Raw genomic sequence first — 22,891 nt, forward strand, 5'->3', positions numbered from 1 at the left:
CAGCGTTCCCGTCCGTCGTTCGCTAGCCCCGACGAGCCGGCGGACGTGGTTCGGGACCGGTATCGGTATAGGCCGGCCGCGCGAGGTCCAGACCATGAGCGAGCGCGTCACCATCGCCCCCTCGAGCGTCGAGGGGACGGTCCAGGCACCGCCGTCGAAGAGCTACACTCACCGGGCGATCCTCGCGTCGGGGTACGCGAGGCGGGCGACGGTCCGGGACGCCCTCTGGAGCGCCGACACGCGCGCGACCGCACGGGCCGTCGATCTCTTCGGTGGTGCCGTCGAGCGAACCGCCGGCGGCGTGCTCGAGGTCGAGGGATTCGACGGCCGACCGGAGGTTCCGGCCGACGTCATCGACTGCGAGAACAGCGGGACGACGATGCGACTCGTGACCGCAGCCGCGGCCCTCGCCGAGGGGACGTCGGTACTCACCGGCGACGAGTCGCTTCGCTCGCGGCCACAGGGGCCGTTGCTCGAGGCCATCACGGACCTCGGCGGGGACGCGTACAGCACCCGCGGGAACGGACGGGCACCGCTTGTCGTCACGGGACCCATCGATGGCGGCGAGGTGTCGATCCCCGGCGACGTCTCCTCGCAGTACATCACGGCGCTGCTGATGGCCGGTGCAGTGACAGACGCGGGGATCGACGTCGTCCTCGAGACCGAGCTGAAGTCCGCGCCGTACGTCGACATCACGCTCGAGGTGCTGGAGGCGTTCGGCGTCGACGCGCGACACACGGCGGACGGATTCGCCGTCGACGGCGGACAGACGTACGCCCCCGAGGGCGGCGAGTACGCCGTTCCGGGTGACTTCTCCTCGATCTCCTACCCGCTGGCCGCGGGTGCGATCGCGAGCGAGGGGGGTATCCGCATCGAGGGTGCAAACCCGAGCGCGCAGGGAGACACCGCCATCGTCGATATCGTCGACCGCATGGGCGCAGCCGTCGACTGGGATCGGGATGCGGGTACGATCGACGTTGCGACCGGGTCGCTCGAGGGGATCGAGGTCTCCGTCGCGGACACGCCGGACCTGCTGCCGACGATCGCGACGCTGGGGGCCGTGGCCGACGGCGACACCCACATTACGAACGCCGAGCACGTCCGCTACAAGGAGACCGACCGCGTGAGCGCGATGGCCGAAGAACTCGGGAAGATGGGCGTCGAGACGACCGAAAAGCAGGATTCGCTCACGATACACGGCGGCGAGTCGACCCTCGAGGGCGCGACCGTCGACGGGCGGGCCGACCACCGGATTATCATGGCGCTCGCCCTCGCTGGCCTCGTCGCCGAGGGCGAGACGACGGTACGAGGGGCCGACCACGTCGACGTCTCCTTCCCCGGGTTCTTCGACGTACTCGAGGGACTCGGGGCCGATATCGAACGTCGCGAGTAACGGGTGGCGGGCGAAGCGATTCTGCGACTCTACGCCCCCCTCGAGGTGACGTAGCCGTCGGCGAACATCAGGACGGCAAACGCCACGATGGCCACGAGCAAGGCGAGAACGCCCCCGTTGCTCGGGTCGAAATACTGTTCTGCCCCGAGGTACGCAGCCACTCCGACTCCGGCCGAGAGAACGCACATCGCGAGAAGCCGTCTATCTGACGGTGATTCCATATATCAAGTTGTCTGAAAAGATCCATATGTGTTTCCCCGTTCCCGAGTGCCGTGGTACCACTCCTGCCGACCCTTTAGGACCGTCGGCGGCGAAGCGCCCCCATGTTCCAGTCGGGCGTCGAGGAACGGCTCCGAGACGAGTACGAGGAGGACGGCTATCTCCGTCCTGCCTACGACTCGTTTTGCTTCGCCAACGTCCCACACACGGTCGCGTCGATGCTGGGAACGGAGACCGGCCGCACCCTTCCCGACGAAGCGTTCGCGGGCCTCGAGACCGACGTCGAGACCGTTCTGGTCGTGCTGATCGACGGTCTCGGGCTGAATCGCTGGCGAAGCGAGCGCGACGTCCCCCTGCTCGAGCGACTCACCGAGCGCGGCACCGTCACGCCGTTGACGTCGGTCTACCCCTCGGAAACGGCGGCCGCGATGACGTCGTATCACACCGGGACGTTGCCGGCCGAACACGGCGTGATCGGCTGGAACGTCTACGAACCGACCGTCGGCGAATCGTTCGAAGCGCTGCCGTTCGTCACCAAAGACGGCAGGCAACCCGGACTCGAGCCGGAGTCCGTCGCCGATGCCGATCCGTGGGTCGCCCAGCTCGATTCGGCGGTCGACGTTCACTACGTCACGGGCTTTCCCCAGCACCAGCAATACGCGACGATCCACGAGTACGAACCGATCGAAGCACTCGGTCCGACGCTCGAGGGAGCGCTGACCGCCACGGAAGACGGCTCGCCGTCGTACGTCTTCGCGTACGTGCCCCATCTCGACGCCGCGGCTCACGAACACGGAACGGCGTCCGGGCCCTACCGCGAGACGCTCGAGGAGGTGTCGGCGCAACTCGAGCGGGCGTTCGACGGTGTCGACGCCGAGACCGCAGCCGAGACGCTCCTGGTCGTGACGGCCGATCACGGTCATCTCGACACCGATCCGGAGCGAAACGTCGATCTGACCGAGATCGAGGTCCTCGAGGAATCGCTCGCGCGCGATCCGGCGGGCGAACCGATCCGCTACGCCGGGAGTCCGCGGAACGTCCACCTGCACCTGCAGGAGGGAACGGTCGAGAACGTGCGTGAAACGCTGACGAGTCGACTCGAGGCCCGCGTCTACCGGCGCGAGAGGCTCCTCGAGATGGACCTGTTCGGCGATCGGTCGCCGTCGGCGACCCTCGAGCGCCGAATCGGCGATCTGGTCGTCGTTCCTCGAGACCTGGGTGTCTGGTACGGCGGCGAACACGAACCCGAAGAACTCGACCTCGTGGGCATGCACGGCGGGCTCTCCCCGGCGGAGATGCTGGTACCGTTCGCTGTGGCTCGCCTGCACGACGTCGGCCAGTATAAATAGGCTTCGACGGCTTGTCCGCTCGAACAGTCCGAGTATCATTATATTGGCCCCTCGTGCGTCCGGTAACACGAATGCGACCGAACCAATCGAGCGATCGACCACGGAAATCGGGGCGTCGGACGATACTGCGGGCGGCTGGTGCGTCCCTCGCAGTCGGCTCGCTTCTCTCGACGGCTGGCTGTCTCTCGTCCGTCCCAGCGCTCGGCCAGCAGGTCCGTTACGGCGAGGTCGACGCGCCGGAGGCCAAGTCGCCGACGTACCGACGGTGGGTCCCCGCACCGTCCGAGGCGGTCGGCGAGCGGAGCACGATGGATCCGATCGTCTTCCGGCCCGGCGAGGCGGGTGCCGACGAGGTCGGCGTTCGACCCATGGGCGGGATCCCCGAGGCGCTGACGCGAGCGAGGATGGACTACTTCGGCGTGGGATTCGACCGCTACGAAACGGTCTTCAGCTACGATCCGGTGATCGTCGCCCTCGGCTCGTTCGACGCGGCCGACGTGACCGAGACGATTTCCGCCGGCCCGTACGAACACGCCGACAGCTACCGTGACTTCGACGTGTACGAGCGGTCGGCTCCCGAACGAAGCGTCGCCGTCCGGGACGGAGCCATCCTCTTCGGATCCGCACCCGAGGCCCGTCCAGCGCTCGAGGCCGTCATCGACGCGAGAAACGACGCGGAACGTCGCCTGACCGCGACGGACGAGACGTTCGCGGCCCTGACCGACCGGATCGGGCTCCACCCGGCGGTCGCGTTCAGCGCTGGAACCGACGCCGACGACGCGAAGGCGGGCGGACTGCTCGGCGGCGAGCTAGGGCCCACTCGCGGCAGCGCCTGGAGCTATGCGTTCGACGATGCGGACGTCTACCATCGAAACCTGCTCTGCTACGAGCGCGACGTCGACCTGACGGAGCGCCGCGTCAAAGCACGCCTCGAGAACGAGAACGAAGCGATCGACGCCGCAGCGGTCGCCGTCGACGTGGACGGGCAGTGGCTCCGAATCGACTTGCGACAGTCCCACGAGCGTGTACGCGACCGAGTCGGCGACCCGGTTCCGGCACCGCCACAGATCACTTGGACGTTCGATCGCGAGCACGAGTCCGTCCGGATCACCCACCGCGGCGGTGACGCCGTTCCGGCGTCGGCCCTCGCGGTCGGTCTCGGTGGCGGACTCGAGATCGACGAGACGGCCCGACAGTTCACAGACGAGTACGAGACCGTCGCCGACGGCGACGCCATCACGGTCGATACGAGCGAGCGGGCCGGGGACGACTCGGTCGTCATCGTCCACGATCCTGGCGACCGAAACGATCGGACGATCGTCGGCTCCTACCCGCTCGAGTGAGGACGGGCTGTCGAGCCAGTTCCGACCCGATCGCTCCTTCCGGGGTCCGAACCGGCACACCTCTCAAAACTCGTAGGCCATCAACACCTCGTCGACGAACTCCTCGTCGTCGACCGTGTAGTGATCCTTGCGGATTCCCTCGGTGTGCCAGCCGTGACGCTCGAGGAACTCGAGGGCGACGTCGTTGGTGGCGGGGACGCTGTTGTACACCTTCCGGTAGCCGTTGGCCTCGGCCCAGTCCAGCCCGCGTTCGAGCAGGTTGCTCCCGACGCCCCGCTTCCGGGAGTCGGATCGCACGCCGACGGTGAGCTGGGCGGTATCCCGGAGCTTTTCGACGTGTGGCAGGTCGAGGTGGGTCCAGCCGATCACCTCGCCGTCGACCGTCGCGACGAAGAAGACCCGCGATTCGACCGTCGTGTGTCGCGAGACGGCGTCGTCGTAGAGCAACTGTTCGGCGACCGTCTCGGCGACGACGTAGGTCGCGGACTCGGTGACGTCCCTGATCGCGTCGACGACGCCCTCGAAATCCGCGTGACGGGCGGGTCGGATAGTGTACGCGAACCCGTCGGTCTCGTACTCCTCGATCGAGCCGACGTCGAGGGGGACCCGGATCGTGCCGCCGTCCTCCTCGAGGTAGCCGTTCGTCTTCAGCTTCTCGAGGCTCTCCTGGAACTGTTCGGGCGGCACCGACGCGGCGTCGCGAACGCGATGACGTGCGGCCGTCCCGTGGCGTTCGACGTACTGGTAGATCTCCTTGCTCGCCTCGTCGTCGAACGTCGGTCGCTCCGGAGCGCGCATACGCCTAGGAACCGGGGGTACTGCCATAGTCTTTGCTGCTAGATAGCACGCGACACCCTCCCCCCCGTGAGCCGATCACTCGAGGGAGAGGGGACGACGTCGATATCCGCCGAATCCTGCACCGATAAGTGGCCCCGCCCCGGAGGGAGGCGTAATGAACGGCAACCGTTTCGGTCGCCTCTTTCAGGTGACCACGTTCGGCGAGAGCCACGGGGAGGCGATGGGCTGTACGGTCTCGGGCTGTCCCGCCGGCCTCGAGCTCTCCGAGGAGGACATCCAGGAGGATCTGGACCGGCGCAAACCGGGCCAGTCGATGATCACCACCAGCCGGGGCGAACCCGACGCCGTCTCCATCAAGTCGGGCATCCAGGACGGTTACACGACGGGCACGCCGATCGGGATGGTGATCCAGAACAAGGACGCCCGCTCGGGCAAGTACGAGCCCTTCATCACCGCGCCGCGGCCGAGCCACGGCGACTTCACCTATTCGGCTAAATTCGGCACGCGCAACTGGGGCGGCGGCGGGCGGTCCTCGGCCCGCGAGACCGTCAACTGGGTCGCTGCCGGTGCCATCGCGAAGAAACTGCTCGCGCTCGAGGGCATCGAACTCAAGGCCCACGTCAACCAGATCGGCGATATCGAGGCCCCCGACGTGAGTTTCGAGCAGATCAAGGAGCACAGCGAGGAAAACGACGTCCGCTGTGCCCACCCCGAGACCGCCGAGAAGATGCAGGACCTGATCGCCGAGTATCAGGAGGAGGGCGACTCCATCGGCGGCAGCATCTACTTCGAGGCGCAGGGCGTTCCGCCGGGGCTGGGCGCACCCCGGTTCGACTCGCTGTCCGCGCGCCTGGGCCAGGCGATGATGGCCGTTCCCGCCGCGACGGCCTTCGAGTTCGGCCTCGGCCGCGAAGCCCGCGAGTGGTCCGGTTCCGAGCGCAACGACGACTGGGAGTTCGGCCCCGACGGCGATCCGAAACCCGTCGAGAACGACCACGGCGGCATCCAGGGCGGCATCTCGAGCGGCGAACCCATCTACGGCGAGGTGACGCTGCACGCGCCCACGTCGATCCCGAAAGAACAGCAGACCGTCGACTGGGAGACCGGCGAAGTCGTCGACGACGCGCAGGTCATCGGCCGCCACGATCCCGTGCTGCCGCCCCGCGGGGTGCCGGTCGTCGAGGCGATGCTCGCGCTGACGCTCGTGGACTTCATGCTGCTGTCGGGCCGGATCAACCCCGACCGCGTCGACGACCAGCCCGGCGAGTACGACACCGACTACCACCCGAGCAACCCGAACAACGAGTGACCTGCTGACGACGACACTCGACCGCCGTCTATTCCGTTCCCGCGAACGGAATTACTGCGCAAGGCGGGTCTACCTCCGACGCCTATCCGCAGGTCGGTACCCGCGATTCGTTGCACCCACAGCATCCCGGCAGAAGCCATAACCCGTCGTCCGTGGTGGACCGTATATGTACGATTTCCACGTCCACTCTACCTACTCGGACGGGGACTTCCTCCGGAAGATGGTCCGGGCGGCCGAGAGCGCCGGTCTCGAGGGCGTCGGCGTCTCCGACCACTGTAACGCGGCTTCCCGCGAGCGGATGGCGCACATGCGAGAGGTCTACGGATTCAACCTCGACATCACCTACGAACGGCGGCGCGCGGCGATCGAACGACTTCGCGACGCCGTGGACCTCGAGATTTACGACGCCGTAGAGATGGACTACGATCCGCGGGACGTGGACGAGATTCGAACGTTCCTCGAGACGGCCGACTTCGATTACGCGATCGGGAGCGTCCACGAAGTGGACGGACAGAACGTCCAGGTCTCCTCGAACTACGTCGATCTCTCCGAAGGCGAACGGGACGAGGTCGTCGCGACGTATTTCGATCGACTCGTCTCCCTGATCGAGTCGGAGTTGTTCGACGTCGCCGCTCACGTCGACTTGATCGAGCGCACGACACCCCTCCGTGGACGGGCGACGACGGACCAGTACCGCCGCGTGGCACGGGCGTTCGAGAACTCGCGAACGATCCCCGAAATCAACGCCGGGCGGGCGCTGACCGACGAGGAGGTCGTCCATCCAGATCCCGAGTTCCTCGAGATCCTTCGCGACCACGACGTGTCGGTCACGATCGGAACGGACTCGCACCGGTCGTTCGAGATCGGGAATCGCGTCGACTTTCTCGAGGAGTTCCTCGACCGCCGCGACCTCGATCCGGTGCGCCCGCCGGCGCTCGAGGGATGAGTCGGACCCCTCGAGAATGCTGGTCACCTGACCGTTCCTCGGGGAGAGACGGCCGACGTCCTGTCCCGGCGGCTGCTGTCGGGGGTACCAGATATGGACAATCATGAACGAAACTGCGAGGATAATAGAGATCCTTCATGTAGAAACGTGAACGAACGTCCATCCTTCACGAAAGATCCTTGGTAATGTATAGCAAAGGCTTTAGGTCACGTAGAGCAAATTCCCGGTACGGTTGGCCACCGGCCACTGATTTACTATGAGCGACGACGAACTCATCTGGCGAATCGCAGGCGGTTCCGGAGACGGAATCGACTCGACGAGCCAGAACTTCGCGAAAGCGCTGATGCGTTCGGGGCTCGACGTGTTCACCCATCGGCACTACCCGTCGCGGATCCGCGGCGGTCACACGTACGTCGAGATCCGGGCCGCAGACCACGACGTACAGTCACGAGGGGACGGCTACAACTTCCTGCTGGCGCTCGGGGACTCGTTCGCCCGGAACCCGCAGGAGGAGGCCTACTACGGCAACGAGGAGATCAAACCGCTCTCCGAGAACCTCGACGACCTGCGGGAGGGCGGCGTCATCGTCTACGACGAGGGGCTGATCGACGAGGACGACGTCGAGGCCATCGACCTGCACGAGCGCGCCGAGGAGAACGGCTGGCACGTCTATCCCGTCGACCTCCGCGGCCTCGCCAAGGAACACGGCCGCGAGGTCATGCGCAACACCGCCGGCGTCGGGGTCACCGCCGGCCTGCTCGAGATGGACCTCGAGCACATCGAGGACCTGATGGAGGACGCCATGGGCGGCGACGTCCTCGAGGCGAACCTCGAGATCCTTCACGAGGCCTACGAGATGGTCGGCGACGAGATCGAGGTCGAACACGACCTGCGCGCCCCCGAGGGGTCCCACGAGACCGAGCAGGCGCTGCTGTCGGGGTCGAACGCGATCGCCTACGGCGCGATCGACGCGGGCTGTCGGTTCATCGCCGGCTACCCGATGACGCCGTGGACGGACGTGTTCACCATCCTCAGCCAGAACTTCCCCGACATGGGCGGCGTCTCCGAGCAGGTCGAGGACGAGATCGCCGCGGCCGCGCTGGCGGTCGGCGCGAGCCACGCCGGCGTCAAGGCCATGTCCGGCTCCTCCGGCGGCGGCTTCGCGCTGATGAGCGAACCGCTCGGGCTGGCGGAGATGACCGAGACGCCGATCGTGCTCATCGAGGCGATGCGCGCCGGTCCCTCGACCGGGATGCCCACCAAGCCCGAACAGGGCGACCTCGAGCACGTCCTCTACACGAGTCAGGGCGACTCCCAGCGGGTCGTCTTCGCGCCGGGGAACGTCAGGGAGGCCTACGAGCAGACCCGACTGGCCTTCGAGATCGCCTGGGACTACCAGATCCCGACGATCCTCATCTACGACCAGAAGCTCTCCGGCGAGAACACCAACGTCGACGTCGACTTCTTCGACCGCGAGCCCGCGCCGGACCTCGGCTCGACGCTGACCGAGGAGGAACTCCGGGAGGCGGCTCACGACAACTCCGGGAAGTTCAAGCGGTTCAACTACGAGGACGCCGAGAACGGCGTCGCCCCGCGATCGATCCCCGGCCAGAAGGGCGGTCGCTACCTCGCGACTGGGAACGAGCACAACCCGGTCGGTCACATCAGCGAGGACCCCGACAACCGCGTCTACCAGATGGAGCGCCGGATCGAGAAACTCGAGTCCATCCGCGAGGAACTCGACGAGGAGCGCGACTCCACCCAGACGTACTTCGGTCCAGAGGACGCCGAGTACGGCATCGTCACCTGGGGCTCCTCCCAGGGTGCCGTCGCGGAAGCGATCGAGCGCCTGAACGACGCTGGCCACAGCGTCAAGGGGATCAGCGTCTCCGACATGATGCCGTTCCCGGAGCAGGAGGTCACCGAGTTCTTGGAGAGCGTCGACGAGGCGATGGTCGTCGAGATGAACGCCACCGCGCAGTTCCGCGGGCTGATCCAGAAGGAACTGGGCCGGTTCGGCGAGAAGATGACCAGCCTGCTGAAGTTCAACGGCAACCCCTTCGAGCCCGCCGAGATCGTCGAGGGCTACGAGGTGAACCTCGCAGACGAGGACCGCGAACCGACCGCACAGGTACGAATCGAGCCCGCTGCGGGCGACTGATCACCACGAGACAACCATGAGTGCATTCAACGCCATCGGAGAGGAACGGGAGATCGACCGGGACGAGTTCACGCCCGGCGTCGAACCGCAGCCGACCTGGTGTCCGGGCTGTGGCGACTTCGGCGTGCTGAAGTCGCTGAAACAGGCCCTCCCCGAGGTCGGGAAGACCCCCGAGGAGGTCCTGACGGTCACCGGGATCGGCTGTTCGGGCAAGCTGAACAGCTATCTGGACACGTACGGCTTCCACACGATCCACGGCCGCCCGCTGCCGGTCGCACGGGCCGCCAAACTCGCCAATCCCGAACTCGAGGTCATCGCCGCGGGTGGGGACGGCGACGGCTACGGGATCGGCGGTAACCACTTCATCCACACGGCCCGCGAGAACCACGACATCACCTACATCGTCTTCAACAACGAGATCTTCGGCCTGACGAAGGGCCAGACCTCGCCGACGAGCCCGAAGGGCCACAAGTCCAAGACCCAGCCCTCGGGGAGCGCGAAGACGCCGATCCGACCGCTGTCGCAGTCGCTGACCGCCGGCGCGAGCTACGTCGCCCGTACCGCCGCGGTCAACCCCAACCAGGCCAAGGAGATCATCAAGGAGGCCATCGAACACGACGGCTTCGCCCACGTCGACTTCCTGACCCAGTGTCCGACCTGGAACAAGGACGCCCGACAGTACGTCCCCTACATCGACGTCCAGGAGTCCGACGACTACGAGTTCGATCACACCGATCGAGCGGAGGCCGCCGAGATGATGCGCGAAACCGAGAACGCCCTCTACGAGGGCGAAGTGCTGACCGGTCGGTACTACGTCGACGAGGACCGACCGTCGTACACCGAAGAGAAACGCGCGGTCGGCGAACTGCCGGAGCAGCCCCTCGCCGAGCGCTACTTCGACGAGGACGCCGAGTGGGAGCGCAGCTACGACCTCCTCGAGCGACACACGTAGCGACTACGGGCTGGTCGCTACAGCGCCCTTTTACCGGTCACACACCGACAGCCGCTGGTCCGGCGGCCGACGAGAGCGTTCGATATCGAGCGAGCAGCAGGATCGAAGCGGCCGCTGCGAACCGACTCGAGCGCCACCACTCGTGGCAAACGGACTACCGTACGTCCGTCGCCGGTGCGCCCACGGTTCCCCTGTACGTCATCTCCGGAGCACCCACGGTCCGGTCGGCGTGTTTCGGTCCGATCACTCGGTACAGCGGACCGTACTACCCACAGTCGATGCCTTCGGCGACGTCGATCGCCGTCTCACGATCGACGGGGTCCTCGACGAACACCGAGTAGTACAGGTCGCCACAGAGCCACTGTAGCTCCGTCCCGGCGTCCGTTCGGGCGATCGATCCGGTGACGCCACCGATCTCGACGTCCTCCCCGTCGACGGCGACGGCCCTGGGAGCGTCGCTCGTCGTGACCGAAACCGTCGTCGTGGCGTTGCGGTAGAACACCGAGGCCTGCGCCCGGTCCTCGTCGGGGAACTCGTAGACCGTCACGCCGTCGCGAACGAGGCCGTCCGGTATCGTCGCCGGATCGGGTTCGGCGATCACGAACGGCACTGCTTCGGCTGCGTCGGCGACCGTGGGGTACTGCTCGATCACTGGCTGGACGAATCCCCCGCCGTCGTCCTGGTCGCTCGGTGGCTCGAACAGGTCGTCTTCGAAGCCGGGATCGAACCGCACGTCTGTGTAGGTCGTCTCGAGCGTGAGTCCATCTCCTTCGATGGTGTGGCGAAGCGGAAACAGCGTCTCCTGATCGAGCCAGAGTTCGACCCGGTCGGCGGAGCGTTCGAGGTCCTCACGCTCGGTCGTCTCGAGCGGAATCACGAACTCCGTCTCGCCCACGAGGACGTCGATCGACCGTTCGACCGTCTCGTTGGCGGGCGGTTCGAACGCGATCCGGTAGACCTCACGGGTCTCGAAGGTCGTCTCCTGGAGGGTCGCGACCGCGTACGCCTCGAAGTAGCGTTCCCCCTGCCGGTAGATGCTCTCGAGCAGCGAGGGGGCCTCGGGGTCGAGGTCGACGGTCGTGGATTCGTTCGTCACGGGATCTACCTGCCACCTGGTCTCGCCGTCGCTGACGACCAAGGGCTGGCCGTCCGCGGCCGATTCGACGCGCTGGGCCCCGTCGTCCCGAAGCATGACCGTCTCGGCTCGTTCGACCGTCTCGCCGTCGACCGTCTCGGTGATCTCGACCGTCGCCTCGAGTTCCGCGGGCGGCGTTTCGTTCTCGAGTCGCTCTTCGAGGTCGTCGGCTGAAAGATCCGCACTCGGGACCAACCCACAGCCCGCGAGCATGGTGAGGGTTCCGAGGACGAGAACGACGGCGAGGGGGCGACGAAGCGAGGAGGGCATACGCGATACACGCAAGCCGAGATACATTATTTCATCGGAACGTTCGGGTCCGCGATCGGTCGTCGGGTTCACCCCGGATACGGCCTCGAGCCGTAGCCGCTCCGTCGGATCGGGAACGTCGTCCCGCGGCCCTCAATCCGACCTGTATCCCCATCCCTGAGCGAAGCGTCTCGTCAGGGTGCTCAGAACGAGCAAGAGGGTCAGCAGTGCGGCCAGTGCCCCGAAGGAGTAACCGTAGAACGTCTGGTGTGCTCCGTAGCCGACCATGGCAAAACCCATCAACAGCGCCGTCGCTCCCGCTCGCCTCGAGACGTACGCGGGATCGACGTCCTCGTCGTAGTGAACGTGCAGGTCGGCCCGGCCACGGGCGGCGATCAGGTAGGCCGGAACCAGCACCACGAACCCGAGCAGGATCCAGAAGCCCCCGACGAGGACGTTGACATCGACCATCGACGGCATTCGGCCGGCTGCCAGGATAAGTCCGACGATCGCCACCGGAAACGGCCCCGTCGTGGGGTCGTACCCGGCCTCGAGTGGTCACCTTCCGTCACGCGATCCGACGTTTTCGTATACAAAAGATATTTTCCCGCCGGAGCAAAAGGGACGACCATGAGCACACAGGCGACGGAGGATCGGATCCTCGAGGTCCTCGAAGAGGACGCACAGGCCTCGTACGCAGAGATCGCCGAACGCGCGGACGTCTCGAAGCCGACGGTCCGCAAGTACATCCGGAAACTCGAGGACGAAGGCGTCATCGTCGGCTACTCGGCCGACGTCGATCCCAAGAAGCTCTCGAGCCAGACCATCGCGCTCGTCGGGATCGACGTCTCGAGCGAACGGTACGTCGAGGCGACCCAGGCGATCAAGGATCTCGACCAGGTCGAGGCGCTGTACAGCTCCAGCGGCGACCACATGCTGATGGCCGAGTTCCGCGCCGAGGACGGCGACGCCCTGGGCGAGATCATCTCCGAGGAGTTGCTCGACATCGAGGGCGTGACGGCTGCCCATCCGTCGTTCCTCCAGGAACGGCTGAAGTAACCGGCCGGATCCGTCGCCTGTTCGGGTGCGGACGCCCTTTCGTTTCGCGTCGCTGACACGGACAGGCCATGCCGCGGGATTTTCACGGCGGTGCGACTAGCGGGTTCCGTGGCGAGCTACGATCGACGAACGACGGTCGACGCACCCCTCGAAGAGGTGTGGGCGTTTCACTCGAGTCCGGCGGGACTGGAGCGACTGACGCCCGACTGGATGAACCTGCTCGTCGAGGCTGCCGTCGGCCCGGACGGCGAGCGCGATCCGGCGGTGCTCGAGGCGGGGTCGGAGCTGTCCCTCTCCGTCCGCCCGTTCGGCATCGGGCCACGCCAGTACGTCCGCTCCGCGATCACCGAACGCGAACGGGCCGGCGGACGCGCGTATTTTCGGGACGAACTGGTCGACGGCCCGTTCGATCGCTGGGAACACACCCACGCGTTTTTCGCGGACGGCGACCGGACGATCGTTCGAGATCACGTCGTCTACGACCTCCCGTACGGGTCTCTCGGCCGGTTCGCGACGCCGCTGTCGACCGTCGGCTTCGAGGCGACGTTCCGGGACCGACATCGGCGCACGAAGGCCGCGCTCGAGTGAGGGTCTCGCGGCCATCGCGGCCGACGTTCGACCCGTGAACCACGGTCGTTTTGGGTATCGGATCGGTAGTTCGTGGTATGACCACGCTCGAGGACGGACGGATGGACCGCCGACGGCTGCTGGCGACGGTCGGTGCCGGCGCGGCCGTCGGCGTCGCGGGCTGTCTCGGCGGCGACGGTAACGGGAACGGCGATCCCGAACAGGAATCGACCGACGACGACGGCCCGTTCAATACAGCTGCACTGGTCGATCACCCCGGTGACGACCCGATCGAGTTTACGGACGAGCACAACTGCCCGCTCTGTAACATGGGTCCGGCCCGCTACTCCGACTGGCGGTGCCAGCTCGCTCACGAAGACGGGCGCGGCGCGACGTTCGATACCCCTGGCTGTCTGTTCGCGTACTTTGCGGTCCACCCGGTCGAGTCGCCGATCATCGGTGCCTGGGTGACCGATTACAACACTGGCGACCTCGTCGACGGCACCGAGGCCCACTACGTGATCGTCACGGACGAGTCGGGGGCCGATCCCGACGAACCGATGGGATTCAACCCCCGTCCGTTCGCCGACCGCGAGGACGCCGTTTCCTACCTCGAGGAGTGGGAACCGGAGGAGTTGACCGAAGACGACATCCTCGAACTCGCGGACGTGACGTACGACACGGCGGCCATCTATCGCGGCGGCCGAATGCCCGACGAGTAGTTCTCCGCCCTCGACCGTCTCTCACCTACGGCCTGCGTTCGAACTGTTTTCAGCGAGCGTGACGAGTTGATCCGCGAGTAGCCGGCCAGCTATCGCTATCGTTCCGGGCCGCCAGTAAGACAACCCAGATTGATCTACCACAACCACAATTGTTTTAGGGGCGGCCGCTGTTCCCCCGGCTGATGCCACCGATCGCGCTGCCACACGACGCGAAGGCCGGGCCGACGAAGCCGGAGGTCCGGGCCGTCACCCTCTCGAAACTCGCACTGGGTCCCGAGGATCACTTCGTGGAGGTCGGCTCCTGTACCGGGGCGGTCACCATCGACGCCGCCCAGCGGGCCGGACGCGTGACCGCCCTCGAGCGGAAGGCCGACCGCCTCGAGACGACCGAACGAAACCTCGCGGCCAACGAGGAGTCGATCCGGGCGGACGTCGACCTGCGACACGCCGAGGCACCCACGGGACTGCCCGACGACGCCGACGCCCTCTTCCTGGGCGGGAGCCGCAACTTCGAGGGCGTTCTCGATCACGCCAAAGAGACTGCGGTCGATCGGATCGTCATGAACGTCTCCCGTCTCGAGGTCGCTGGCGAGGCGACTGCGGCGTTTCGCGAGCGCGACCTGCTCGAGGAGGTCGTCCAGTTCCAGGTGAGCCACGGTTACGAACTCGCGGGCGCGACGAGTTTCGACGCGCAGAATCCCGTCTACATGCTGGTCGGGAGCGCGACGCCCCCCTCGGACGCCGAGGGCGACTCGTCGACGGTCGCGGCCGACGGCGGCACGCGGACGGGAGGTGCGGACGGATGACCCTCTACGGCGTCGGACTGGGACCGGGCGAGGCCGATCTCGTGACCGTCCGCGGGAAACGCGTCCTCGAGACCGCGGACGTGGTCTACTCGCCGGGACGGCTCTCGCGGTCGGTCGCGCTCGAGCACGTCGACGAGTCGGCGATCGGCGACCTCGACTTTCCGATGACCAGGGACGAGGAGCAACTGCGAGCGGCCTGGAAGGAAGCCGCGGCGACGGTCGCCCCGAACGCCGCCGAGGGTGACGTCGCCTTCGTCACGCTGGGCGATCCGAACGTCTACTCGACGTTCGGCCACCTCCGGCGGACGCTCGAGGCCTTCCACCCCGAGGTCGAGGTCGAAATCGTACCCGGCGTCAGCGCCGTCACGGCGTTCGCGACCGCGCTGGGGGTCGAGATCGAGGCCGGCGCTGGTCTCTCGCTCCGGGAAGCCGCCGACGGGCGGAGTCCGACCGGCCCGGACCGGATGATCCTGTTCAAGGTCACGGACGCCCCCGCCACCCACGAGGGGCTCGCCGAGGCCGGCTACGAGGTGACCTACGGCCGCCGGCTGTTCATGGAGCAGGGCGAGACGATCGTCACCGACGATCCCACCGAACTCGAGGACCGCGACTACTACACGCTGGCGTACGCGGAGAAGGGCGACCTCGCGGTCGAACCCGCGACGGCCGCCTTCGAGTCGGACGGGGAGGCCCCGGAGAGCGACCGGTCCGCGGGCGAGTCCGACGAGTCGACCGGCTCCGAACCGATCGCCGACGGCGGCGAGGAAGTCACCCTCGAGCGGGCCGAGGGTTGCGTCCACGGCGACTGCGGGGGGCATCGATGACCGGCGGCGACTCTGGCGTCGATGCCAACGATACCGAGGCAGGTGACGGTAAGCCTGATCCGGCCGCGGCGATCGACGCGCAGTCGGCCGCGCGCCGGGAGGACCTCGACGATCGGATCGCCGACTACAGCGCCGGCGACGAGCAGGCGGGGATCCCGTTCGTCGGTGCCGGGCCGGGCGACCCACGCCTGTTGACCGTCGCCGGCAGGGAGTTACTCGCCGACGCAGACCTCGTGGTCCACGCGGGGTCGCTGGTCAACAGCGAACTCCTCGAGGCCTACTGCGACGGCGCAGAGCTCGTCAACTCGGTCGGCAAGGACCTCGAGGAACTGATCCCGCTGATGCGGGACGCCTACGAGGAGGACCGCGAGGTGGTCCGCCTACACAGCGGCGATCCGGCCATCTACGGTGCCGCACTCGAGCAGATGGACGCCCTCGAACGCGAGGGCGTCCCGACCTACATCGTTCCGGGCGTCACGTCCGCGTTCGCCGCGAGCGCGACGCTCCGAACGCAGTTGACGCTCAACGAGGTGGCGAACCACGTCGCGTTCACCCGACCCCAGGGCAAGACCCTGAGCGCGGACGAGGACCACATCTCCGAGTTCGTCGGGATGGGCGACGTGACCACCTGTATCTATCTGGGAACCCACGCCGTCCGCGACACGATGGAGCGCCTGCTCGAGGACGGTCACGATCCCGAGACGCCCGTCGCGGTCGTCTATCACGCCTCCTGGCCGGACGAGGACGTCATCGTCGGGACGATCGGAACCATCGCGGACGCGGTCGAGGACGCCGGCTATCGGGCGTCGGCGCTGGTCGTCGTCGGAGAGGCCGTCACCGGTGCAGGCTACGAGCGCTCGTATCTCTACGGTGAGTGGGCGAATCGAAGCGACGACGCCGACGAATGATCGCGGTCGCATCTGATCCCCGATACGAACCCGCCTGAACCTGCTTCGACGATTAGAACCGCGCGGAGACAGTCGGAGCGGGTCGTCGCATCCGACAGATACGAAGGGTTGCCGACGTGTTCCATCGTGATAAAACTCCTTATTCCAGTTATGATTATGGATAGACAGAAATATATGAGTAAGGGAGGAGTTAGGATTAACCAGAGCGGGTGTACGTTAAATGGGTGGTGCGAAGAGAACCGAACGTGACGTGCGGACGGTATCGGATGGGGAAAACACGAACGGCGTCGAGCGTACCTGTGACGAGTGTGGGACGACCCTGCGAACGGAGGAGGGGGAGACGGTCTGTCCCGACTGCGGACTCGTCGTCTCGGTCGACAACATCGATCACGGGCCGGAGTGGCGATGTCCGGATCCGGACGAAAACGTGCGTCGAACGGGCGCACCGATGGATCCGTCTCGCCACGACCGGGGACTGTCGACCCGCATCGGGTACGGACCGGACAGCGACGGGGATGGTCCTCGAACGCGACAACTCGTCCGGATGCGCCGGCTCCACAACCGGGCGCGGTTCTCCTCGAAGACCGACCGGAACCGGGCCTACGGCTTCACGGAGATTCGGGGGATCGTCTCGGCGCTGTCGCTTCCCGCCTCGGTGAAAGACCAGTCGTGTTCGCTGTTCGAGTCGGCCCAGTCCGAGGACCTCCTCTGTGGCCGGTCGATCGAGGGGTTCGCTGCCGGGTCGGTGTACGCTGTCTGTCGGGTCCAGTCGATCGCTCGCACCATCGAAGAGATCGTCGACGCGTCCCACGCCGACCGTGACGAACTGATCGTCGCCTACGACGCCCTCAACCGGGATCTGGGGCTCCCCATCGGTCCGATCTCGCCGCTCGAGTACCTGCCTCGGTACGCGACGGAACTGGACCTCGAGTGCGACGTCGAGGCACGCGCCCGGGAGTACGCGACGTCGTTCATCGAGTCGGACAAGCTGGGCGGCAAGAACCCGAGCGGCGTCGCAGCCGCGTGTCTGTACATGGCCGCCTACGATCTCGGCGTCGACGTCAGCCAGACGACCGCCGCGGAGGTGGCGGACGTCTCGCGGATGACGATCCGCTCCCGAATCAAGGAACTGAAGGAGTTGCGCTGACCCCGCGCCACGAGCCGTCGATCTTCTACTGTTCTGCCAGGTACTGTCTAAGTTCAAAAAGGAAGAGGAGACTAATCGTGGCATGATCGCCATCGCTGGATCGAAAGGTGGCTGTGGGAAGACCACGGTGACGTTGGGACTCGCCGAGGCGTTCGCCCGGGCGGAGACGGCGGCGATCGCCGTCGACGCGGACAGACAACTGCCGAACCTGCACGTCAAGACCGACCTCGATCGGGGGCCGACGGTCGCCGACCTCGAGTCGGGTCACTCGCTCGAAGAGATCGCCCAGGAACACCCCAGGGAACCGTCGGTCGGGATCGTTCCCGCCCCGAAGTCCTCGGAGGCCTTCGAGTTCGACGTGCTGGCAGAGCACGTCGACGAGGACGGTTACCAGGCCCTGATCGACTGTCCCTCCGGTGCCGGTCCCGACGTCGTCGATCCGATGAGCCAGGCCGACGGCGTCGTCGTCGTGGCCTCGGAGACGGACCGCAGCCTCGAGGCGGCCGAGACGACGATCGAAATGGCTCGGCGACTCGGCGTCCCGGTCTACGGTGCCGTGTTGAACAAGTGCTCGGAGATCCCCCAGCGGGCGAGCCGGTGGGACGTCCCGTTGCTGGGGTGTGTCCCCGAACGAACCTCGCCGCTGGTGAACGACGAGGTGATGGCCGCCTTCGACGACGTCGTCGCGACGCTGCGGGAACAGTCCCCCAGCGACCGCGCGCCGCCGACGCTGTCCGGCGACCGACTGCCCACCGGCGTGACGGAACTGGATTACCGGATCGGTGGCGGTCTTCCACCGGGCTCCGTGGTAGCGCTGGTCGCGGAACCGGCCAGCCAGGCCGAACACCTCCTCTTCCAGGCGACCGGCGTTCGCGGGACGCTCTATCTCTCGACGGCCCACTCGCGGGAAAACGTCCGCCGGTCGATCGAAGCCGCGTCCACGGGCACCGGAACGCCGACGATCAGACGGGTGTCCGGCCCCGACGCCATCGACGACGCGCTGTCGTTGATCGAGAAGCTTCCCGACGCCGCGAACCTGATCGTCGATCCCGTCGACGAACTCGAGCGACGGGATCGTTCGTCGTACGTCCGCTTCCTCGACGAACTCCGGGAGCGCATCGCCGAGACCGACAGTCTCGCTATCCTCCACTGTCTCGAGGGCGATCCGGAGAACCGCGCGGCGACGCTTCGGGCCGCCGACGCAGTGCTCAAACTCGAGAGCGTCGCACCCGGGGCAGGGACGGACGTCGAACACTACCTGTCGGTTCCGAAGTACCGACCGAACGCCGAGTTCAGCGAGACGTTCGAGATCGACTTCGCCGACCACGCGGGCGCGGGACCGATCGAGTCCCCGCTCGAGTCGGACTGAGGTGATCCCGGATGGTCGATCTCCCGTACGAGTCACTGATCGGGATCTCCTACGGCCTCCTGCTCGGGTTCGTCCCCGCGTTGCTCTTCGGGCTGGCGGCGGTCGGCGTCGGAATCGGCCGGGACCGATCGGTCCCCCTCCTCGCCGGCGTGGGCACGGTTCCGATCGCGCTCGCGCTCGGATACTGGATCGGTATCTTCGATCCGAGTACCGGCCTCTCACAGACGCCGCGGCTCGCGATGGGGGCCGTCGTCGCCGGCGTCCTCGGCGTCGTCGCCACGAATCAGGGCAACCGGATCGCCGCCGAACTGCCGCGTGACCGGACGTTCCCGATCGTTCGGGGGCGCGCCCTCTCCGCAGATGCCATCGACAGCGTCGACGCGATGGGGCAGGTGACGATCCGACCGACAGGTGCCATCCGCGAGTTCGATGGCTATCCACCGCTGTCCCCCGCGCTGCGATCCGCACTCGAAGACGGGGCCTGGCGGTTCCCCGCGGACCTGCAACTCGCGGAACTCGAACGGCGGCTCGAACAGCGCCTCGAGTCGGAGTACGGACTGTCGATGGTCGAGGTGTCGATCGACGGTCGCGGACGGGCGACGATCGCCGCAGCACCGCCGGCAAAGGGCGTCGCGACGACGCTGTCCGACGGCACCAGGGCCGTGACGATCGCCGGCCTCCTGCCGACTGGTATCGAAGCGGGCGATACCGTCGCTATCGACGCGGATGGCCGAACCGTCGAGGGTGACGTCCTCGCCGTCGGAAATCGACCGCGGTCGTCCGAAATGGACCTCGACCTCGACGACGACTACCGGGATGCGGCCGCGGGCTTCGACGGCGGGCACGGCCAACTCACCGTCGCCGTCGAGACGACCGCGGCCGGCCACCTCCTCGAATCGACGACACACCGCATCGCCGTCCTCCCGAGCGGTGACAACCACGAGTTCGAGGCGGCTGCCCTGCTCGAGGAAGCCGGCCATCCCGTCACCGCCGCCGAGCCGAGCGACGGGAGCGTCGATTCGGGAACGATCCTCGGCGTCCACGACGGAACCGACTGGCGCTTCGACGCCGACGACGCGCTCGACGCTGCCGTACAGGCGTTCGTCGCCGGAACCCCATCGGAGGTGAGCGACTGATGGTCGAACTGTCGCTGCTGTTCGAACTCGTCCGGGACGCGTCGATCGGCGTCGTCGGTGCCGGGCTTCTCGCCGCGATCACGAGTCTGCTCACCGCGACCGCCTATCGGTGGACGACGACCCGGGCACCACCGTCCGGCATGCCGACGTTCGTCGGTCTGTCGATCGTCGCGGTCTACCTGACCGCGTCCGTCCTCTCGGCAGGGGCCTTCTTCGCGACGACGCCGCTCGATCACCAGTTCAGCGCCGGCTACCTGCTCGCGACGTTCCTGCTCGGCGGCGTCGTCGCCGCCGCGAGCGGTCGGCTCGGCGACCGGATCGCGTGCCAGCTGCTCGATCTCTCGCGAATCGACGCTTCGGGTGACGCGGCCGCAGCCGTCCGATCGGCCCGCCTCGCCGTCGACGTCGACCTCCCCGAGACGATCGAGACGGCCGAGGGGTACCGACCGGTCGAGCCGTCCGTTCGACGCGCCATCGAAGGAACGACCGTCCGACTCCCCCACGACCTCTCGGCGGACGACCGCCGTGGCCGGATCGAACGCCACCTTGAGCGGGAGTACGACCTCGGCTACGCGGAGGTTCGGACGACCGAAGACGGATCCGTCGACCGTCTCCTCGTCGGTCGCCAGTCCTCGGGACTGGGGCCGATGCTGCCGCCGCGAACCGTCGCCGTAGCGATCCAGGCCGACTCCGCGCCGGACGCGAGTCTCGGTGATCCGATCGAGATCTGGTCGACCGGCGAAGGGAGTCGACTGCTCGCGACCGGGACGGTCCGATCGGTCGACGGCTCCGTTGCGACCGTCATCGTCGACCGCGACCTCGCCGACGACCTCGCCGACGACGAGCGGTATCGGCTGGTCACCCGTCCGGACGATCCGACCGACGCCTACGAGTTCGCCTCGACGATCCGCGAAGTCGACGAGACGGTGACGACCCTGACGGTGGCGGCCGACGGCCCGCTCGACGGCGAGTTCGCCGGCTGGCTCCCGGGCCGGGTCCTCGTCATCGACCGTGACGACGAGTTGCTGGCGATGCCCGACGACAAGGAGACGATCCGTGCGGGCGACGACCTCTGGGTGCTCGCCGCGCCGGACGCGCTGACGGACTTCGATCCGACGGCCGGTGATGCGAGCACAATCCCGTCGAAACCCGACGAAACCGAATCGGACGAAGCGGACGCGGACGAGACGGACGCCGAGGAACTGACAGTGTAGAAATTTAAATCGGAGCAGGAGGGAGAACAAGTATGGTATCGGTCGATACGAACGCCGAACGAACCAGCGGGATCACGACCGTCCGGGTGGTGCTCACGAACGACCACACGACGCCCCAGGCGGTTCGGCTGCAGAGCAATCTCGATGGCCCCGTCTGGCCGCCCCGACGCGGCGGGGTGGACGATCCTCGCTGGGCGGACGACGTCTGGGAGGCGACGATCCGGCCGGGCCGCACGCACGGCGTCGGCTTCGCCAGCCCTGCGCCGCCGACCGAACCGCTGGTCGAGGTCGTCTCGAGCGAGCGCCAGGACGCCGACAAGTTGCGGTCCGATTCCGAAGTGCTCGCCCAACTGGACGACTGGCGACCGCGAAACGAGGTGCTCGAGCGCGAGCCATGATCGTCACCGTGGCCGGCGGGAAAGGCGGCGTCGGAAAGTCGACGACGGCGTGGAACCTGGCCCGCGAACTCGACGCCATCGTCGTCGACGCCGACCTCACGGGCGCGGATCTCCCGCCGGGTACCGGCCCGGACCTCCACGACGTACTGGCCGGGCGCGTGGACCCGATCGACGCCGCAGAGGAGGTCGGCCGGGTCACCCTGCTTCCCTGTGGTCGTAGCCTGTCCGGTGCCCGTGCGGCCAATCTCGAGGCTCTCGGGGATGCACTGCAGCGGATCGAGCGCGAGTGGGGCCGCGTCGTCATCGACTGTCCGGCGGGGCTGGCCCGCGACGTCGGAATCGAACTCCGAACCGCCGATCTCGCAGTCTTCGTGACGATGCCCGATCGAGCCGCATTAGTCGACCTGATGCGTACCTACGAACTCGCCGAGGACCTCGAGACGCCCGTCGCCTCCGTCGTGCTCAACAAGGCAGACCTCGAGCGTCACGACGAACTCGCCGGCCGGATGAGCCGCAGCCTCAGCGTCGACGTCACGATCGTCGAATCGCAGTCCGCCGTCGCCGAGGCCCAGGCTCGCTGGAAGCCGGTTCGCGACCACGACCCCGACGCCCAGGCGCTCGAGGCCTACGAATCGATCGCGAATCGGCTCGAGCGGGCCGAGCGACGTCTCTCCGATCGTCCCGAGACGATCTAGTTCCTTTTGTGGACGCCATCGACCGGATGCCACATCGCGAGGAGGAACTCCGTCCTCGAGCAGTACAGTCCAAGGCGTTACCGATTCGACCCTTCCCACGTGCGGTGGCGCGCGCTGTCGACTGGCCGAGCGAAGCGAGGTGTGACCTCTGGGAGCACCTCGAAAAGCGAACGGGAAGCAGTGCGACCCGTG

The 22,891-nt window shown here is 67.0% G+C and carries 23 protein-coding genes; 19 read left to right on the plus strand and 4 right to left on the minus strand.

All coding sequences use genetic code 11. The features are described from left to right. The first annotated feature begins 94 nt into the window (after positions 1-94). Entirely contained in the window at positions 95-1,393 is a 1,299-nt protein-coding gene (gene aroA, locus TX79_RS02105; RefSeq protein ID WP_049925456.1) for a 3-phosphoshikimate 1-carboxyvinyltransferase, read from the plus strand. Between the two features lie 29 nt (positions 1,394-1,422). Here aroA and TX79_RS18920 read toward each other — a convergent pair whose 3' ends face one another. Then, positions 1,423-1,614, minus strand: a complete 192-nt coding sequence (locus TX79_RS18920) for a hypothetical protein (protein WP_081655461.1) — start codon at positions 1,612-1,614, stop codon at positions 1,423-1,425. A 102-nt stretch (positions 1,615-1,716) separates the two neighbouring features. Between TX79_RS18920 and TX79_RS02110 the strand changes: the two genes are divergently transcribed. Together TX79_RS02110 and TX79_RS02115 are read left to right on the plus strand one after the other, a co-directional pair. Continuing rightward, complete coding sequence (locus tag TX79_RS02110; protein WP_049925457.1) at positions 1,717-2,961, plus strand: alkaline phosphatase family protein; 1,245 nt, start codon at positions 1,717-1,719, stop codon at positions 2,959-2,961. Between the two features lie 71 nt (positions 2,962-3,032). Beyond that, a complete protein-coding gene (locus tag TX79_RS02115) occupies positions 3,033-4,304 on the plus strand; it encodes a hypothetical protein (RefSeq protein ID WP_049925458.1) in 1,272 nt (423 codons plus the stop codon). 63 nt (positions 4,305-4,367) lie between these two features. On the opposite strand, the gene TX79_RS02120 is transcribed toward TX79_RS02115, so the two are convergent. Beyond that, a complete protein-coding gene (locus TX79_RS02120) occupies positions 4,368-5,102 on the minus strand; it encodes a GNAT family N-acetyltransferase (protein ID WP_049925459.1) in 735 nt (244 codons plus the stop codon). A 154-nt stretch (positions 5,103-5,256) separates the two neighbouring features. Between TX79_RS02120 and aroC the strand changes: the two genes are divergently transcribed. From aroC to TX79_RS02140, 4 genes are all read left to right on the plus strand, one after another. Then, positions 5,257-6,411 carry a chorismate synthase gene (gene aroC / locus TX79_RS02125; protein ID WP_049925461.1) on the plus strand — a complete coding sequence of 385 codons (1,155 nt, stop codon included), beginning with the start codon at positions 5,257-5,259 and terminating at the stop codon, positions 6,409-6,411. A gap of 166 nt (positions 6,412-6,577) precedes the next feature. Then, positions 6,578-7,357 (plus strand): PHP domain-containing protein, encoded by a 780-nt coding sequence (locus TX79_RS02130; RefSeq protein WP_049925463.1) that lies wholly within the window; start codon positions 6,578-6,580, stop codon positions 7,355-7,357. Between the two features lie 256 nt (positions 7,358-7,613). Beyond that, positions 7,614-9,518 carry a 2-oxoacid:acceptor oxidoreductase subunit alpha gene (locus TX79_RS02135; RefSeq protein WP_049925465.1) on the plus strand — a complete coding sequence of 635 codons (1,905 nt, stop codon included), beginning with the start codon at positions 7,614-7,616 and terminating at the stop codon, positions 9,516-9,518. A gap of 16 nt (positions 9,519-9,534) precedes the next feature. Beyond that, complete coding sequence (locus tag TX79_RS02140) at positions 9,535-10,470, plus strand: thiamine pyrophosphate-dependent enzyme (RefSeq protein WP_049925466.1); 936 nt, start codon at positions 9,535-9,537, stop codon at positions 10,468-10,470. A 265-nt stretch (positions 10,471-10,735) separates the two neighbouring features. Here TX79_RS02140 and TX79_RS02145 read toward each other — a convergent pair whose 3' ends face one another. After that, on the minus strand, positions 10,736-11,875 hold the full coding sequence (locus TX79_RS02145) for a LolA family protein (RefSeq protein WP_081655462.1): 1,140 nt from the start codon (positions 11,873-11,875) through the stop codon (positions 10,736-10,738). A 132-nt stretch (positions 11,876-12,007) separates the two neighbouring features. Next, positions 12,008-12,325 (minus strand): hypothetical protein, encoded by a 318-nt coding sequence (locus TX79_RS02150; protein WP_049928235.1) that lies wholly within the window; start codon positions 12,323-12,325, stop codon positions 12,008-12,010. Positions 12,326-12,484: 159 nt separating this feature from the next. Here TX79_RS02150 and lrpA1 point away from each other — a divergent pair, with 159 nt between their 5' ends. The 12 genes from lrpA1 (at position 12,485) to TX79_RS02210 (ending at position 22,699) form a co-directional block, all read left to right on the plus strand. After that, complete coding sequence (gene lrpA1, locus TX79_RS02155) at positions 12,485-12,913, plus strand: HTH-type transcriptional regulator LrpA1 (RefSeq protein WP_049925467.1); 429 nt, start codon at positions 12,485-12,487, stop codon at positions 12,911-12,913. A 108-nt stretch (positions 12,914-13,021) separates the two neighbouring features. Next, on the plus strand, positions 13,022-13,501 hold the full coding sequence (locus TX79_RS02160; RefSeq protein WP_049925469.1) for an SRPBCC family protein: 480 nt from the start codon (positions 13,022-13,024) through the stop codon (positions 13,499-13,501). Between the two features lie 77 nt (positions 13,502-13,578). Further along, positions 13,579-14,202 carry a nitrous oxide reductase accessory protein NosL gene (locus tag TX79_RS02165; RefSeq protein WP_049925470.1) on the plus strand — a complete coding sequence of 208 codons (624 nt, stop codon included), beginning with the start codon at positions 13,579-13,581 and terminating at the stop codon, positions 14,200-14,202. Between the two features lie 182 nt (positions 14,203-14,384). Beyond that, the gene (cbiT, locus tag TX79_RS02170; RefSeq protein ID WP_049925472.1) at positions 14,385-15,008 is read left to right on the plus strand and encodes a precorrin-6Y C5,15-methyltransferase (decarboxylating) subunit CbiT; all 624 of its coding nucleotides are present in this window, start codon (positions 14,385-14,387) and stop codon (positions 15,006-15,008) included. Next, positions 15,005-15,832, plus strand: coding sequence for a cobalt-factor II C(20)-methyltransferase (locus TX79_RS02175; RefSeq protein ID WP_049925473.1), 828 nt, complete (start codon positions 15,005-15,007; stop codon positions 15,830-15,832). The genes cbiT and TX79_RS02175 overlap by 4 nt, the downstream gene beginning before the upstream one ends. After that, the gene (locus TX79_RS02180) at positions 15,829-16,740 is read left to right on the plus strand and encodes a cobalt-precorrin-4/precorrin-4 C(11)-methyltransferase (RefSeq protein WP_049925474.1); all 912 of its coding nucleotides are present in this window, start codon (positions 15,829-15,831) and stop codon (positions 16,738-16,740) included. The genes TX79_RS02175 and TX79_RS02180 overlap by 4 nt, the downstream gene beginning before the upstream one ends. A gap of 220 nt (positions 16,741-16,960) precedes the next feature. Continuing rightward, complete coding sequence (locus TX79_RS02185) at positions 16,961-17,887, plus strand: transcription initiation factor IIB (protein ID WP_081655463.1); 927 nt, start codon at positions 16,961-16,963, stop codon at positions 17,885-17,887. An 82-nt stretch (positions 17,888-17,969) separates the two neighbouring features. After that, a complete protein-coding gene (locus tag TX79_RS02190; RefSeq protein ID WP_049925475.1) occupies positions 17,970-19,256 on the plus strand; it encodes a DUF7125 family protein in 1,287 nt (428 codons plus the stop codon). A gap of 11 nt (positions 19,257-19,267) precedes the next feature. Beyond that, positions 19,268-20,392 (plus strand): hypothetical protein, encoded by a 1,125-nt coding sequence (locus TX79_RS02195; RefSeq protein WP_049925476.1) that lies wholly within the window; start codon positions 19,268-19,270, stop codon positions 20,390-20,392. Then, positions 20,392-21,606: a hypothetical protein gene (locus tag TX79_RS02200; RefSeq protein WP_154660446.1), complete on the plus strand. Its 1,215-nt coding sequence runs from the start codon at positions 20,392-20,394 to the stop codon at positions 21,604-21,606. The genes TX79_RS02195 and TX79_RS02200 overlap by 1 nt, the downstream gene beginning before the upstream one ends. 32 nt (positions 21,607-21,638) lie before the next feature. After that, entirely contained in the window at positions 21,639-22,004 is a 366-nt protein-coding gene (locus TX79_RS02205) for a DUF7857 domain-containing protein (RefSeq protein ID WP_049925477.1), read from the plus strand. Further along, positions 22,001-22,699: a MinD/ParA family ATP-binding protein gene (locus TX79_RS02210; RefSeq protein ID WP_049925478.1), complete on the plus strand. Its 699-nt coding sequence runs from the start codon at positions 22,001-22,003 to the stop codon at positions 22,697-22,699. Before TX79_RS02205 ends, TX79_RS02210 begins: the two co-directional genes overlap by 4 nt. Positions 22,700-22,891 lie beyond the last annotated feature (192 nt).

The sequence above is a fragment of the Halopiger goleimassiliensis genome, assembly GCF_000455345.1.
Taxonomy (GTDB): Archaea; Halobacteriota; Halobacteria; order Halobacteriales; family Natrialbaceae; genus Halopiger_A; species Halopiger_A goleimassiliensis.

What these genes read in the sequence shown, in the direction of transcription:
- aroA (WP_049925456.1), top strand. Translation starts at nt 95, where the DNA reads ATGAGCGAGCGCGTCACCATCGCCCCCTCGAGCGTCGAGGGGACGGTC.
- TX79_RS18920 (WP_081655461.1), bottom strand. Translation starts at nt 1,614, where the DNA reads ATGGAATCACCGTCAGATAGACGGCTTCTCGCGATGTGCGTTCTCTCG.
- TX79_RS02110 (WP_049925457.1), top strand. Translation starts at nt 1,717, where the DNA reads ATGTTCCAGTCGGGCGTCGAGGAACGGCTCCGAGACGAGTACGAGGAG.
- TX79_RS02115 (WP_049925458.1), top strand. Translation starts at nt 3,033, where the DNA reads ATGCGACCGAACCAATCGAGCGATCGACCACGGAAATCGGGGCGTCGG.
- TX79_RS02120 (WP_049925459.1), bottom strand. Translation starts at nt 5,102, where the DNA reads ATGCGCGCTCCGGAGCGACCGACGTTCGACGACGAGGCGAGCAAGGAG.
- aroC (WP_049925461.1), top strand. Translation starts at nt 5,257, where the DNA reads ATGAACGGCAACCGTTTCGGTCGCCTCTTTCAGGTGACCACGTTCGGC.
- TX79_RS02130 (WP_049925463.1), top strand. Translation starts at nt 6,578, where the DNA reads ATGTACGATTTCCACGTCCACTCTACCTACTCGGACGGGGACTTCCTC.
- TX79_RS02135 (WP_049925465.1), top strand. Translation starts at nt 7,614, where the DNA reads ATGAGCGACGACGAACTCATCTGGCGAATCGCAGGCGGTTCCGGAGAC.
- TX79_RS02140 (WP_049925466.1), top strand. Translation starts at nt 9,535, where the DNA reads ATGAGTGCATTCAACGCCATCGGAGAGGAACGGGAGATCGACCGGGAC.
- TX79_RS02145 (WP_081655462.1), bottom strand. Translation starts at nt 11,875, where the DNA reads ATGCCCTCCTCGCTTCGTCGCCCCCTCGCCGTCGTTCTCGTCCTCGGA.
- TX79_RS02150 (WP_049928235.1), bottom strand. Translation starts at nt 12,325, where the DNA reads ATGGTCGATGTCAACGTCCTCGTCGGGGGCTTCTGGATCCTGCTCGGG.
- lrpA1 (WP_049925467.1), top strand. Translation starts at nt 12,485, where the DNA reads ATGAGCACACAGGCGACGGAGGATCGGATCCTCGAGGTCCTCGAAGAG.
- TX79_RS02165 (WP_049925470.1), top strand. Translation starts at nt 13,579, where the DNA reads ATGACCACGCTCGAGGACGGACGGATGGACCGCCGACGGCTGCTGGCG.
- cbiT (WP_049925472.1), top strand. Translation starts at nt 14,385, where the DNA reads ATGCCACCGATCGCGCTGCCACACGACGCGAAGGCCGGGCCGACGAAG.
- TX79_RS02175 (WP_049925473.1), top strand. Translation starts at nt 15,005, where the DNA reads ATGACCCTCTACGGCGTCGGACTGGGACCGGGCGAGGCCGATCTCGTG.
- TX79_RS02180 (WP_049925474.1), top strand. Translation starts at nt 15,829, where the DNA reads ATGACCGGCGGCGACTCTGGCGTCGATGCCAACGATACCGAGGCAGGT.
- TX79_RS02185 (WP_081655463.1), top strand. Translation starts at nt 16,961, where the DNA reads ATGGGTGGTGCGAAGAGAACCGAACGTGACGTGCGGACGGTATCGGAT.
- TX79_RS02190 (WP_049925475.1), top strand. Translation starts at nt 17,970, where the DNA reads ATGATCGCCATCGCTGGATCGAAAGGTGGCTGTGGGAAGACCACGGTG.
- TX79_RS02195 (WP_049925476.1), top strand. Translation starts at nt 19,268, where the DNA reads ATGGTCGATCTCCCGTACGAGTCACTGATCGGGATCTCCTACGGCCTC.
- TX79_RS02200 (WP_154660446.1), top strand. Translation starts at nt 20,392, where the DNA reads ATGGTCGAACTGTCGCTGCTGTTCGAACTCGTCCGGGACGCGTCGATC.
- TX79_RS02205 (WP_049925477.1), top strand. Translation starts at nt 21,639, where the DNA reads ATGGTATCGGTCGATACGAACGCCGAACGAACCAGCGGGATCACGACC.
- TX79_RS02210 (WP_049925478.1), top strand. Translation starts at nt 22,001, where the DNA reads ATGATCGTCACCGTGGCCGGCGGGAAAGGCGGCGTCGGAAAGTCGACG.